13 protein-coding genes are annotated in these 12,781 nt (G+C 64.4%); 5 read left to right on the plus strand and 8 right to left on the minus strand.

Annotated features, from left to right (window positions below; genetic code table 11):
- Positions 1-115: 115 nt before the first annotated feature.
- Positions 116-583 (minus strand): DUF1203 domain-containing protein, encoded by a 468-nt coding sequence (locus EN846_RS19685; RefSeq protein WP_127393535.1) that lies wholly within the window; start codon positions 581-583, stop codon positions 116-118.
- 266 nt (positions 584-849) lie between these two features.
- The gene (locus tag EN846_RS19690) at positions 850-1,407 is read right to left on the minus strand and encodes an OmpA family protein (protein ID WP_127393534.1); all 558 of its coding nucleotides are present in this window, start codon (positions 1,405-1,407) and stop codon (positions 850-852) included.
- Positions 1,408-1,592: 185 nt separating this feature from the next.
- Between EN846_RS19690 and EN846_RS19695 the strand changes: the two genes are divergently transcribed.
- Positions 1,593-2,003, plus strand: coding sequence for a GFA family protein (locus EN846_RS19695; RefSeq protein WP_127393533.1), 411 nt, complete (start codon positions 1,593-1,595; stop codon positions 2,001-2,003).
- Positions 2,004-2,015: 12 nt separating this feature from the next.
- Here the strand turns inward: EN846_RS19695 and EN846_RS19700 are convergent, their stop codons facing one another.
- From EN846_RS19700 to EN846_RS19715, 4 genes are read right to left on the minus strand one after another with little or no spacing between them, the layout of a single operon-like run.
- Positions 2,016-2,579, minus strand: coding sequence for a GNAT family N-acetyltransferase (locus EN846_RS19700; protein ID WP_127309988.1), 564 nt, complete (start codon positions 2,577-2,579; stop codon positions 2,016-2,018).
- A 5-nt stretch (positions 2,580-2,584) separates the two neighbouring features.
- Entirely contained in the window at positions 2,585-3,436 is an 852-nt protein-coding gene (gene sseA, locus EN846_RS19705; RefSeq protein WP_128346739.1) for a 3-mercaptopyruvate sulfurtransferase, read from the minus strand.
- A 34-nt stretch (positions 3,437-3,470) separates the two neighbouring features.
- On the minus strand, positions 3,471-4,214 hold the full coding sequence (locus EN846_RS19710; RefSeq protein ID WP_127394302.1) for an alanyl-tRNA editing protein: 744 nt from the start codon (positions 4,212-4,214) through the stop codon (positions 3,471-3,473).
- Positions 4,214-5,248 (minus strand): cysteine synthase A, encoded by a 1,035-nt coding sequence (locus tag EN846_RS19715; RefSeq protein WP_127283776.1) that lies wholly within the window; start codon positions 5,246-5,248, stop codon positions 4,214-4,216. Before EN846_RS19715 ends, EN846_RS19710 begins: the two co-directional genes overlap by 1 nt.
- A gap of 215 nt (positions 5,249-5,463) precedes the next feature.
- Here EN846_RS19715 and EN846_RS19720 point away from each other — a divergent pair, with 215 nt between their 5' ends.
- Positions 5,464-6,312, plus strand: coding sequence for an SDR family oxidoreductase (locus EN846_RS19720; RefSeq protein WP_127391276.1), 849 nt, complete (start codon positions 5,464-5,466; stop codon positions 6,310-6,312).
- Positions 6,313-6,380: 68 nt separating this feature from the next.
- Positions 6,381-7,358, plus strand: coding sequence for an alpha/beta fold hydrolase (locus EN846_RS19725; protein ID WP_128346740.1), 978 nt, complete (start codon positions 6,381-6,383; stop codon positions 7,356-7,358).
- Between the two features lie 96 nt (positions 7,359-7,454).
- Here the strand turns inward: EN846_RS19725 and EN846_RS19730 are convergent, their stop codons facing one another.
- Entirely contained in the window at positions 7,455-8,876 is a 1,422-nt protein-coding gene (locus EN846_RS19730) for a DEAD/DEAH box helicase (RefSeq protein WP_187331403.1), read from the minus strand.
- Between the two features lie 407 nt (positions 8,877-9,283).
- Here EN846_RS19730 and EN846_RS19735 point away from each other — a divergent pair, with 407 nt between their 5' ends.
- The gene (locus EN846_RS19735; protein ID WP_127391279.1) at positions 9,284-10,816 is read left to right on the plus strand and encodes an acyl-CoA carboxylase subunit beta; all 1,533 of its coding nucleotides are present in this window, start codon (positions 9,284-9,286) and stop codon (positions 10,814-10,816) included.
- A gap of 393 nt (positions 10,817-11,209) precedes the next feature.
- Here the strand turns inward: EN846_RS19735 and EN846_RS19740 are convergent, their stop codons facing one another.
- The gene (locus EN846_RS19740; protein ID WP_127391273.1) at positions 11,210-11,605 is read right to left on the minus strand and encodes a DUF6165 family protein; all 396 of its coding nucleotides are present in this window, start codon (positions 11,603-11,605) and stop codon (positions 11,210-11,212) included.
- A gap of 156 nt (positions 11,606-11,761) precedes the next feature.
- On the opposite strand from EN846_RS19740, the gene waaF reads away from it, so the two are divergent.
- Positions 11,762-12,781: a lipopolysaccharide heptosyltransferase II gene (gene waaF / locus EN846_RS19745; RefSeq protein ID WP_127309992.1), complete on the plus strand. Its 1,020-nt coding sequence runs from the start codon at positions 11,762-11,764 to the stop codon at positions 12,779-12,781.

Genomic DNA, 12,781 nt, shown 5'->3' on the forward strand with positions numbered 1-12,781 from the left:
CGGCATTCGAAAACCATGCCTAGTCGCATCGGCCTGTAGGCGGCTTTCTCTTCTGTCGCAGGCTTTTTCCCCAACTGCCCGCCAGCCTATCGGCGGGCATATTTTTTGGAACGCGTCAGGCGCGTTCGATGCGGCACTGGTAGCAATTGTTGCGCGCCGAGCGGACATGGATGTAGGCGATGTCGTCGCGCTCGAGCAGCGTTTCGGCGCGAGCTGCGATGTCCGGCGTCGCTATGACCCCGCCGCTGCCATAGACGATGCGGTCGTTGCGGCCATAGCCACGCACGATGTAGTCGCTGCTCTCGAGCATTTCGGGAAGCGCCGCGTCCTCCGGCGCGCGTGCGCATTCCTGCGCATGCAGGAAGATCGGCCCGGTCTCGGCATAGGGCTGCAGCTCGGGAAACGGCCGGTAGGCCAAAACGAGATAGGCATCGCCCGCGGCGACGTTCTTCAGGCAGTGGCGGCAGGGCACGCCGTCGCCGTCGGAAACCTGGCGCTCCGGCGTATGGCCGTACGCGTCCGCCCCGCCGCGCTGCAGGGCTCTCACATTGTCGGTCGGCAGCGCTTTGAACTGGATGGTCATGGCATGTCTCCGCTATCGCTGACCGGAAATTACGCGGTCCCCGGCACGCTTCCCACCCGATTCCTGCCAAGCAGCGTCAGTCGATGAGCGCGTCGAGCCCGCGCACCAGCGCCTTGCCGGCCCAGCCGGTCGCGCCGGCCATTATCACACGTATCGCCATCGTCGGATCCTCTTGCGCGATCTTCGTTGGCCCTGGACATCAAGCGATATGGAAAGAGCCGGCTCATTCAAGCCGGGCTCTTCCAGGCGAAGGCCTGACGCGGGCGCTATCGGATGAAGTCGTCGAAGCGGCGCAAGGTCACCCTGCGGTTGCGCCAGTTCTCCTGCTGTGTCGGCACCAGCAGGAACTCCTCGCCATAGCCGACGGTTTCGAGCGCATGGCCGGGCACGCCGAACTCGCGCACCAGCGTCCGCTTCAGCGAGGCGGCGCGCTGCTCCGAGAGGATCTGGTTCGACTGGAAGGAGCCGACCGCATCGGTATGGCCCTCGATCAGGATGCGGGCGCCGCGATCGCGCCGCAGGATGCGGTGCAGCGCATCGGCGATGTTGTCGATCTTGCCGTATTGCGACTCCGAGATCGCAGCCGAGCCGAAGGCGAAGTTGATCGACTGGATGTCGATCGAGCGCGCCATGCGCCTGAGATCCGGCCGGCGCTTGAATTCGCGGATGGTGACGCGCTGATTGGGGCGCAGCTTCACCCGGGGCGCGGCCTCGAGCTGGCGCTCGATCGTCGCGGCGGAAGGCGTGGTGGCCTGTGCAAATGCAAGGCTCGGCATGGCAAGTGCCGCAATCATGGCAACGGCAAATGTACGTCGGGTCAGCATGTCTTTCTCCTTCGGCCCGTCCTTCTGACGGGCGCGTTGATCTTGCCGACACCTTGGCAAAGTCAGCCTGAAGCGAGGATGAACGAACAGATGCCAAGTTTTCCGACTGGCCAGACATGTCGCTCCGCGCCATGATGCTCCCGGACGAACGCGGCGCGGTTGAGGGGCCTGGCGAGGATCCGAGCATGATCACCGGAGGATGCCTGTGCGGCGCAGTCCGCTACGAAAGCAGCGCGGAGCCGATCACCACGCGCCTTTGCTGGTGCCGCTTCTGCCAGTATGTCGCGGCCGGCAACGCGGCGGTGAGCGTCTGCTTCCTGACGGCGCGGATCAAGATCGCCGGCGAGACGCGCGACTATGAGAGCGTGGCCGATAGCGGCAACAGGATGCACCGGCGCTTTTGCCCGGCCTGCGGCGTGCATCTCTTCAGCGAGGCGGAGTCGCGCCCGCATCTGATTTTCGTGCGCGCCGGCACGCTCGACGATCCGAATATGATCAGGCCCGCGGCGACGATATGGACGGCCAAGGCGCCGGCCTGGGCCTGCATCGACACTTCGCTTCCGACCTTCGAGGGCCAGCCGCCGCCGGTGGCCTAGGCGGCATCGACACTACGGCCGCATGACGCTCGCCGAACGCTCGGCGAAGGAAAGCGGGTGCACGATCTCCTTCTTCTGCGCCACCGGCGTGAAGCCGAGCTTCTGGTAGAGCGGCAGCGCCGCCGGGTGGTCGAGCGTGCAGGTCTGCACAGTCACCCGCTTCGGGCCATGCGACCAGGCAGCCGATATCGCAGCGCCCAGGAACCAGCGGCCGATGCCTTGCCCTTGCGCATGCTCCATCATGCCGAAATAGGCGAGTTCCACCTCTTCCGGCAGATGCGGCTTGAGATCGAAGAAGCCGGCCGGCGCACCGTCGAGATAGAGCACCCTGATGTCGCGATCCTCGCGGTGGAGGCCGGCCGAAAGCTCCTCGTCGCTCAGCCTCAGCACGTTCACCCAATGCCATTTGCGCCCCACCCGATCCATCAGGTAGCGGTAGAAATGCAGCGGAATATCCTTGGTCTTCAGGAGCGCGATCTGCCGGTTGTACGGGACAGGCGGCGACGCGGCCGGCGGCGCATGCATTTCGAGAAACGTTACCGTGACGTCGATGTCCTGCAGCGCTCCGTTTTCCATCACGGTCATTCCTTGCCCGTCACCACGGGCGTATCGGCAAGCCCGCCCCATTCGGTCCATGAGCCGTCGTAAAGCCTGTTGTCGGTGTGGCCAAGCGTCTCCAGCGCCAGCGTGATCGCCGCCGCCGTTATGCCCGAGCCGCATGACGTGACGACCGGCTTCGACAGATCTATGCCGGCATCCTCGATCACCTTGCGCAAACGATCCCTGGGCAGAAGCTCGCCGTTCTCGGCCAATGCCGTGACCGGCACGCTGCGCGCGCCCGGCATATGGCCGGAGCGGATGCCGGCGCGGGGCTCCGGATCGGTTCCGGCAAAACGGCCGGCGGATCGTGCATCGGCGATCTGGCTTTCCCGGCCGTCGACGATGCGGCGCATTTCGGCGAGGCCGACGACGCGCGCGGCATCGAAGTCGGCGTGGAAGATGCAGGGCGCGATCTTCGTCGGCTCCGCCGTCACCGGGCGGCCCTGCGCCTTCCAGCGATCGAAGCCGCCGCTCAGTATGTAGACCTGGAAGACGCCCATGACCCGAAACATCCACCAGCCGCGCGGCGCCGAGAAATAGCCCGGGCCGTCATAGATCACGATCGTGTCGTCGGCCGAAACGCCCATGGCGCCGACATACTGCGCGAAATTTTGCGGCGACGGCAGCGTATGCGGAAGCCCGGTATCGGGGTCCGAAATGGCGTCCTGATCTAGGAAGCGGGCGCCGGGAATATGCGCCGCCTCATATTCGGCGCGTGCATCGCGCTTTTGCGCCGGCAGGTACCAGGAAGCGTCGATGATCGTCAGGCCGGGCTCGCCAAGGCGCTGCTGCAGCCAATCCGCGTCGACGATGAAAGGACTATCTTCGGCCATTCTTTCTCCTCCCATCTCGCAACAGTGTCGTCGATCAGATCGCCGGCATCGGTCCGAAGCGGATGCGGAAACGCCGGTTCTCGCGGCCCTTCTTCTCGATCTTGCCGATATGGATCTCGCCGACCTCGCCGGTGCTCTTCACATGGGTGCCGCCGCAGGGCTGGCTGTCGATCGAGGCATTTTCGCCGATGCAAACGAGGCGGATCCTGCCGGTACCGACAGGCGGGCGCACATTCTTTGACTTAACAAGACCGGGATTGGCCGCCAGTTCCGCGTCGTTGATCAGCCGGGTGAAGATCGGATGGTCGGCACGCACCAGTTCCATCAGCCTCGCCGTCACATCTTCCTTGGTGAAATTGGCATCGGGAATGTCGAAGTCGACGCGGCTGTCGTCCTCGGAAACGGCAGCGCCGGTGATCGGGAACGGACACACGACGGTGAGCAGGTGGCAGGCCGCGTGCATGCGCATCAGAAGATGCCGTCGCTCCCAGTCGATGGCGAGCTTGAGCCGCTCGCCGATCGTGGGTGCCGCTTGTCCGGGCGCCGGCACATGGATGATCTCGTCCTTGGTCTCGCCGGTGATGGTGGCGGCGATCGCGACCGGGCTGCCGTCGGCACGCTCAAGCCTGCCGGTGTCGCCGGGCTGGCCGCCCGAGGTTGCGTAGAAGATTGTCCGGTCGAGGATTATGCCCCCGCGCTCGTTGATCGCGACAACCGCCGCCTCGCTCGCCTTCAGGTAGGCGTCGTCACGAAACAGAGCTTCCGTCCGGTGCGCCATCACGCGACCTTTTCGAAGGGCACCGAAATGTCGGCCTTCTCTTCCATCCAGCCCGGCACCGGCAGGTTCTTCTCGCGCAGGAATTCGGGATTGAACAGTTTCGACTGGTAGCGCGTGCCGTAGTCGGCAAGGATCGTCACGATGGTGTGGCCCGGTCCCAGCTCGCGTGCCAGCCGGATGGCGCCGGCGATGTTGATGCCGGTCGAGCCGCCGACGCACAACCCCTCCTCCTGGATCAGGTCGAAGACGATCGGCAGCGCCTCCTCGTCCGGGATCTGGAAGGAGAAGTCCGGCTTGAAGCCTTCGAGGTTGGCGGTGATGCGCCCCTGGCCGATGCCTTCGGTGATCGAGCTGCCCTCGGCCTTCAATTCGCCGCTGGTGTAGAAACTGTAGAGCGCGGCGCCCAGCGGATCGGCGAGCCCGATCTTGACTTGGCCGCTCTTGGCCTTCAGCCCGAGCCCGACGCCGGCCAGCGTCCCGCCGGAGCCGACCGCCGAGACGAACCCATCGACCTTGCCGCCGGTCTGGGTCCAGATCTCCTCAGCCGTCGTCCTGATATGGCCGTCGCGGTTGGCGACGTTGTCGAACTGGTTGGCCCAGATCGCGCCATTCGGCTCGGTGCGCGCCAATTGCTCGGCCAGGCGCCCCGACAGCTTCACATAGTTGTTGGGGTTCTTGTAGGGCACCGCCGGCACCTCGATCAGCTCGGCGCCGAGCAATTTGATCGTGTCCTTCTTCTCCTGGCTCTGCGTGTCCGGAATGACGATCACCGTGCGATAGCCGAGCGCCTTGGCGACCAGCGTCAGGCCGATGCCGGTGTTGCCGGCCGTGCCCTCGACGATGACGCCGCCCGGCCTCAGCAATCCGCGCTGCTCGGCATCGCGGATGATGAACAGGCCGGCGCGGTCCTTGACCGACTGTCCCGGGTTCATGAACTCGGCCTTGCCCAGGATCTCGCAGCCGGTTGCTTCCGAGGCCTTGTTGAGGCGGATCAGGGGCGTGTTGCCGATCGCGTCGATCACAGAACGGGGCATCAAGGATTCCTTGTATGAGCGAGGCGAGACCCTAGAAACCCAAAGGCCCGGTTTCAAGGCAAGAATTCGCCTGGACCAGTCGCATTTCGGGCATTGCAATCTCCTGAATTCAGATGCCGTGTTCCGGCACGCATTTCAACCTTGCGCCGAAAAGCGCTCTTTTCATTCGATTCCTTCGCCGCTAGAGCACTACCGACACACTGGCAGGACTTAGCATGACACTCTATCGGGCCAACCCGAAGCATGGCGTCGCCTGGATCACGGGCGGCAGCAGCGGCATCGGCCGCGCACTGGCCAAGGATCTCGCCTCGAAGGGCTACGCCGTGGCGGTGAGCGCGCTCGCGGACGATCCGATCGACACGCTGATCGTCGAGACGGCGCAGATGCCCGGGCATGTGAAGTCGTTTCCTTGCGACGTCACCGACGAGACGGGGATGGCAAGGACGGCCGCCGCGATCGAGAAGGACATGGGGCCGATCGTGCTCGCGGTCTTCAACGCCGGCAACTACATCGCCACGCCGGGCGAGCATCTCGTGGTGCGCGATTTCCGCCGCTCCTTCGACGTCAACTATTTCGGCATCGTCAACGGCCTGGTGCCTGTCGTCGAGCATATGCGCGTGCGCGGGCGCGGCCATGTCGTTCTCGTCGGTTCGGTCACCGCCTATTCCGGCTGGCCGACCACCGCCGCCTATGGCGGCACCAAGGCGGCGATCAACATCCTGGCGGAATCGCTGAAATACGACTTCGACAAGATGAACATCAGGGTTCAGGTGATGAACCCGGGCTTCGTCGACACCCCGCTGACGGAAAAGAACACGATGCCGATGCCGGGGCTGATGCCTGTCCACCGCGCATCCCGCCGCATGGTGCGCGGCATCGAGAAGGGTGGCTTCGAGGTCACCTTCCCCTACCGCATAAGCTGGCCGCTGAAATTGCTCGGCCTCTTGCCGCGACCAATCTGCCGCTGGGTGATCGGCATCACGACCGGCTGGAGGGCGCGGCCGCTGAATTTCGACCGCAAGCTGCCGGGCGTGGCCGACCAGGCGTCGGACCAGGCGAGCTGATCTGGCGAACGGCGATTGCCTGTTACACGGCACGGCCATAGGTTGAGAATTGTTGCTTGGAGCTTCTGATGGGGCGGCGGATCGTGCTTGCGGTACTGGGGCTCGCTGTCATCTTCTCCATGGCCTTTGTTCTCGGCCCACGCGTGTCCGTCGACACGAGGATCCGTTTCGACCCTTCCATCATTGGCGACGATCCGCAGGCCTATCTGGCGCGCGAAGAGGCCGCCGTGCCCAACATCCGCGACGGGCTGGAAAAGGAGATCATCTGGGCAAATCCTATGGTTCACGCCAAGACGCCGCTGGCCATGGTCTACATCCATGGCTTCTCGGCCTCGAAGGGCGAGGTCCGGCCGCTGCCCGACGACGTCGCCGATGAGCTTGGTGCCAACCTGTTCTACACGCGCCTCACCGGCCACGGCCAGGACGGCGCCGCGATGGCCGAGGGCAGCGTCAATGCCTGGATCAACGACTACGAGGAGGCGCTCGCCATCGGCCGGGCGATCGGCGACAGGGTGATCGTCATTGCCACCTCGACGGGTGGCTCGCTGGCGGCATGGGCCGCGACAGAGCCGCGCGCCTCGGACGGGGTTGCGGCGATCGCGTTTATATCGCCCAACTTCGGCGTCAAGGCGTCCGGGGCGGAACTGCTCACCAAGCCCTGGGGCAAACAGATCGCCGAACTCGTCGGCGGCAAGGAGCGCAGCTTCCCGACCCGCAACGCGCTGCATGAAAAGTTCTGGACCCACCAATACCCGATGGCGGCGACACTGCCGATGCAGGCTCTGACCGAACTCGCCTATGCCGCGCCTGTGGAAAAGGCGACCATCCCTGCCCTCTTCATCTTTTCGGATTCGGACAGAGTGGTGCGGCCAGACCGCACCCGCGAGATCGCCGGGCGCTGGGGCGCGCCGCACGAGCTGGTGCCGGTCGACGACACCGGCGACGCCGACAACCACGTCATTGCCGGAGACGCGCTGTCGCCGTCGACAACAGCCGTCCTCGCGGAGCGGATCGTCGTCTGGGTCAAGGCGCTGACCGGGCAGTAGCCGTCACAAGAAAAAGGGCGACCGAAGCATCGCTACGATCGCCCTCGCATTCACTGGTCGGCAGTCAGCTTAGGCAGGCTTGCCGAACCGCAGGCTTCAAGCCGCCCGCGTCGCCGGCCGCTTGCCGCCGAAGCGGCGCTTGTTGTTGCCCTTGAACGACTTGCGGCCCTCCGGACGCTCGCCTTGCGGCTTTGCCGCAAACGGCCGCTCGCCGTTCGGCTTGCCGCCGAACCGCTTCTTGCCGGAGCCGTTGTTGCCGCCGCCCGGACGCCGGCCGTCGCGGCGACCATTGTGGTCGGCACGATCATTGGCCGGCTCGAAATGGCGCTCGTTCCGTTCCTTGGGATCGCGCTGCGGATCGGGGCTGCCGAGATGGTCGGCAGCGATCGGCAGCTTGGCGCGGATGATGCGCTCCACCTGGCGCAGCTTGGCGTTCTCGGATGGATCGCAAAGCGTGATGGCGATGCCGTCCCTTCCGTTGCGGCCGGTGCGGCCGATGCGGTGGACATAGCTCTCCGCCTCGTCGGGCAGGTCGAAGTTCACGACATGGCTGATGCCGGGAACGTCGATGCCGCGCGCGGCGATGTCGGTCGCGACCAGGATGCGCACCGAACCCTCACGGAAATCGTTGAGCGCCTTCTGACGGGCGTTCTGCGACTTGTTGCCATGGATGACGGCGGCCTTGAAGCCATCACGATCGAGATCCTTGGTCACCCTGTCGGCGCCATGCTTGGTGCGCGAAAAGATGATGACGGACTTCATCGCTTCGTCGGCGAGCATCTTCGACAGCACCTGGCGCTTCTGCTTGGTGCGGGCAAGGACGACGCTCTGGACGATCTCAGCCGCCGCCGTGCTTTGCGGCGCGACTTCGACGCGAACGGGGTTCTTCAACAGGCCTTTGGCCAATTCGGCGATCTCGTCCGGCATGGTCGCCGAGAACAGCGCCGTCTGGCGGTCGGGCGCGGTCGCCTTGGCGATGCGCTTGACGTCGTTGATGAAACCCATGTCGAGCATGCGGTCGCCTTCGTCGAGCACCAGCCATTTGGTGTCGGCGAGGATCAGATCGCCCTCACGCACCAGGTCGGTCAGCCGGCCGGGCGTGGCGATCAGGATATCGACGCCGGGCGCGATCTTCTTCACCTGGCTGAAGCGCGAGACGCCGCCGAGCACCAGCGCGGTCGAGACATGCGCGCCCTTGGCGAGGATCTTGATCGTGTCCTCGATCTGCACGGCGAGCTCGCGCGTCGGCGCCAGGATCAGCGCACGTGTGGTCTTCGGCCGGCGCTTGGTGCCGAGTCCGATGATCTTCGAGAGGATCGGCAGCGCGAAGGCCGCGGTCTTGCCCGAACCGGTCTGGGCGATGCCGAAAATGTCGCGGCCTTCCAGCTGCGGCGGGATCGCCTGGACCTGGATCGGCTTTGGATCCGTGAAGCCCGCGGCATGAGTGGCCTTGAGCAGCGCGCCGGAGATCCCGAGCGCGGCGAAACCATTCTGTTCCGCTGTGTTTTCGTTGGTCAAAATAATCTTCTTTCACGCGGCCTTCTGGCCGCAACATCGATGGCGGCAGGGCGCAACCTGCCGTCGAAAAATTGTCATGGAACGACAAGGCGGCGGACGGAACGTCCGCGCGGCTGCGCTGTCGTGCCCGCAAGCATCATGCCTCGGGGCTTTTTCGCCACTTTGTGATGTACCGGAAAGAGGGGCCGATATACCGGAAAGAGGGAAAACAGACGCAACCAGTCTCATTCGTCGAGAAGGCCGGACAATGCCGGCCCAAGCGCCTATGCCGCCGCATATGGACGAATTCGCCTCGGAATGCAAGGGCTGCATGCTGCAATGCAGCAAAACGGTGGCGAAAGCGGCGCTTGCACTCCCCTGCCCGCATCATTTACGACAAACGCACCTATCCGTTTGGGGGACCGGCGATGAAGGACGTGCTGAAGGAACTCGAGCGCCGCCGCGAGATCGCCCGCATGGGCGGCGGCAAGGCCCGCATCGACGCCCAGCACCAGAAGGGTAAGCTCACCGCCCGCGAGCGTATCGATGTCTTCCTCGACGAGGGCTCGTTCGAGGAGTTCGACATGTATGTCGAGCACCGCTCGACCGATTTCGGCATGGAGAAGACCAAGATCGCCGGCGACGGAGTCGTCACCGGCTGGGGGACCGTCAATGGCCGGCCCATCTACATCTTCGCCAAGGACTTCACCGTGTTCGGCGGCTCGCTGTCGGAAGCGCATGCCGAGAAGGTCATCAAGGTGCAGGAGATGGCGCTGCGCAACCGCGCGCCGATCATCGGCCTCTACGACGCCGGCGGCGCCCGCATCCAGGAAGGCGTGGCGGCACTCGGCGGCTATGCCGAAATCTTCCAGCGCAATGTTCTGGCCTCCGGCGTCATCCCGCAGATCTCGCTGATCATGGGCCCTTGCGCGGGCGGCGATGTCTACTCGCCGGCGATGACCGACTTCATCTTCATGGTGCGCGACACTTCCTACATGTTCGTCACCGGGCCGGATGTGGTGAAGACCGTCACCAACGAGACGGTGACCGCCGAGAGCCTCGGCGGCGCCTCGGTCCACACCACCAAATCCTCGATCGCCGACGGCGCCTACGACAACGACGTCGAGGCGCTGTTGCAGATGCGCCGGCTGGTCGATCTCTTGCCTGCCTCCAACACCTCGGAAATCCCGGAAATCGAGTGCTACCAGTCGGTCACCGACCACGACCTGTCGCTCGACCGGCTGATCCCCGACAACGCCAACAAACCCTACGATATCAAGGAATTGATCCTTAAAGTCGCCGACGAGGGCGACTTCTTCGAGATCCAGCAGAGCTTTGCGAAAAACATCGTCACCGGTTTCGGCCGGGTCGAGGGCCGCACGGTCGGCTTCGTCGCCAACCAGCCGATGGTGCTGGCCGGCGTGCTCGATTCCGACGCCAGCCGCAAGGCGGCGCGCTTCGTGCGCTTCTGCGACTGCTTTTCCATTCCGATCGTCACCTTCGTCGATGTCCCGGGCTTCCTGCCCGGCACCGCGCAGGAATATGGCGGGCTGATCAAGCATGGCGCCAAGCTACTGTTCGCCTATGCCGAGGCGACCGTGCCGAAGATCACCGTCATCACCCGCAAAGCCTATGGCGGCGCCTATGACGTCATGGCGTCGAAGCATCTGCGCGGCGACATGAACTACGCCTGGCCGACGGCGCAGATCGCGGTGATGGGCGCCAGGGGCGCGGTCGAGATCATCTACCGCAAAGACATCGGCAATGCCGAAAAAATCGCAGCGCATACAAAGGCTTACGAGGACCGCTTCCTGTCACCCTTCGTTGCCGCCGAACGCGGTTATGTCGACGAGGTGATCATGCCGCACTCGACCCGCCGCCGCGTCGCCCGGGCGCTGAGGATGCTGCGCAACAAGGACATGCAGAACCCCTGGAAGAAGCACGACAACATCCCGCTGTGACCTGAATGCCGCGCTTCATCATCAGCGCTGGGCGGCGGTTCGGCAGGTTCGCGGTGCTGTCCGCTGCGGCGCGAGATCATGGGAGCCTTGCGACCGCCTCGACCGCCGCTTGCCCGCCTTCTGGAAATGGCCGCAGACTTGTCGCAAAGCCAGTATTTGAATGGTTGCGCCCAAAGGGCGTGGGAACGTCCGGATGACGGCAAGTCGACACACCCGTCATGGGCACAGCGTCTGGCCGCGCTGGGATACGTGGAGACGCCTGAGATCGAACCGATACGGCGGACAGCACTCTCCACGCTGCTTAACCCAGAGACGGCCGAACAACAGATCGCCGGGTTTAACAACAGATGGACCGAGCGGATGGAGGACTATCTCCAGCGCTAAGCGGCGGTCCTACTCGTAGTTTTCGTAGGATTTTTCCTCGATTAGGGAGGAGCTGAGCAACACGTTTATCTCGCGCTTCAGCGCGGCGCGGCGGTCGTTGGTTCGGTAGACGCCGCGGGCGAGTTCGATGAAACGATCACCGAAGCGCTTGTTGAGTTCTTCGACGCGGATATCGTCCTCGATGACCCAGAGCGCCTGGTTGACGGCCTTCAGTTCCGCGTAAAGGCCGGCCAGCGTCTCCGACGCCGGGAGGTGGTCGTCGCGAACGCGCGATAGCTCCTCCAGTTCGTGCTGGACGTTGGCCAGTTTGGACGCGTCGGCGATGCTTGCCGCCTTGATCTCGAGGATCGATATCTTGTCCAGCAGTTCGCCGGGGGCGATCTCGACGCGTATGGGGCGGACCATGCAATTGCCCTTTTCTGATGAGCCTTGTCAAACATCGCCGGCGGGGAATATGGACCCACCGGACGGAGTAGCGGCAATAGGCAGCCGAAACGAGCCAAGTCAATCTCCTGGATGGCGGCGGCTGCGCCGACGCCGATGAATTGAAAGGTATGCGTCTTGGATCCAATCCTCTTGGTCGGCTTTCCGGCGGTCGGCGATTTCGTCCGCTGTCATTCGGCCATCCGCATCCTCGCGGAGCGGTTTCCCGAGCGCCCGATCGACGTCGTGACCTCGCCCGGCAACGTCTCTTTTGCGCGGTTCATGCCGCATGTCCGCAAAGCGTGGCCCCTAAAGAAGCGTCATATGGAGCTCGGCCTGGCGGAGCGCCGCAGCCTGGTGCGCGAGCTTCGCCAGCAGAACTATGGCTCGGCCTATCTCATGACGAGCACGATCAAGGCGGCCCTGATACCGTTCATGGCCGGCATACCGGAGCGCATCGGCTACCCGCAGGAGCTGCAGTTCGGGTTGGTCAATCGCTTCCCAGCCGGCTGGCTGCGCCATTTGTGGGCGTTCGGTCCGCGCAAGACGCGTCTCTATGAGGAGGTTTGCTCCATCGCCACCCTAGACGCGAGGCCGGCCAACGTCGATTGGCCAGCGCCGCAGCTGGTCATCCCGGCCGCGGAATTGGATGAATGGCGCAGCCGTGCCGGGGTCGAGGCCGGCAAGCCAGCACTGGCAATCTTCACCGGAGACATGACCAGCTCCCGATCGTGGCCAATGGAGCGCTTTATCTCGGTCGCCAAGGACCATTCCAATCGCGGCTGGGCGGTATGGATCGTCGGCGGTCCTCGCGAACACGATGCGGCGAACCGAATTCGCGCCGAGCTGCCGCAAGCGGTCGATTTCACCACGACGCCGCTGCTCGACGTGATGTATCAGCTTGGCGCGTCGGCGCTGTTCCTTGGCGTCGATGGCGGCATGTCTCATGCTGCCGCGGCCTTGAATGTTCCCTGCGTGCAGATCTTCGGCTCGAACCTTTCCTACATACATGGGCCGGTCAACGACCATGTTCGCTTTCTCGAGCCGCCCATTTCGACCCCGAGCTGGATCGAGGATACATCGGGGGTCAGCGAGGAACGGGTGCGCGAGGCGCTGGCCGCTGCCTTCGCGGAACCGCGCCGCCAGCAAGGCGCCTGA

The organism is Mesorhizobium sp. M4B.F.Ca.ET.203.01.1.1 (genome assembly GCF_004791025.1).
GTDB lineage: Bacteria > Pseudomonadota > Alphaproteobacteria > Rhizobiales > Rhizobiaceae > Mesorhizobium > Mesorhizobium abyssinicae.

Bases quoted from the DNA above. Each gene is read 5' to 3' on its own strand.
- sseA (WP_128346739.1), bottom strand. From the start codon at position 3,436: ATGGCCGAAGATAGTCCTTTCATCGTCGACGCGGATTGGCTGCAGCAG.
- EN846_RS19725 (WP_128346740.1), top strand. From the start codon at position 6,381: ATGGGGCGGCGGATCGTGCTTGCGGTACTGGGGCTCGCTGTCATCTTC.
- EN846_RS19740 (WP_127391273.1), bottom strand. From the start codon at position 11,605: ATGGTCCGCCCCATACGCGTCGAGATCGCCCCCGGCGAACTGCTGGAC.
- EN846_RS19695 (WP_127393533.1), top strand. From the start codon at position 1,593: ATGATCACCGGAGGATGCCTGTGCGGCGCAGTCCGCTACGAAAGCAGC.
- EN846_RS19690 (WP_127393534.1), bottom strand. From the start codon at position 1,407: ATGCTGACCCGACGTACATTTGCCGTTGCCATGATTGCGGCACTTGCC.
- EN846_RS19720 (WP_127391276.1), top strand. From the start codon at position 5,464: ATGACACTCTATCGGGCCAACCCGAAGCATGGCGTCGCCTGGATCACG.
- EN846_RS19735 (WP_127391279.1), top strand. From the start codon at position 9,284: ATGAAGGACGTGCTGAAGGAACTCGAGCGCCGCCGCGAGATCGCCCGC.
- EN846_RS19715 (WP_127283776.1), bottom strand. From the start codon at position 5,248: ATGCCCCGTTCTGTGATCGACGCGATCGGCAACACGCCCCTGATCCGC.
- EN846_RS19700 (WP_127309988.1), bottom strand. From the start codon at position 2,579: ATGGAAAACGGAGCGCTGCAGGACATCGACGTCACGGTAACGTTTCTC.
- EN846_RS19710 (WP_127394302.1), bottom strand. From the start codon at position 4,214: ATGGCGCACCGGACGGAAGCTCTGTTTCGTGACGACGCCTACCTGAAG.
- EN846_RS19685 (WP_127393535.1), bottom strand. From the start codon at position 583: ATGACCATCCAGTTCAAAGCGCTGCCGACCGACAATGTGAGAGCCCTG.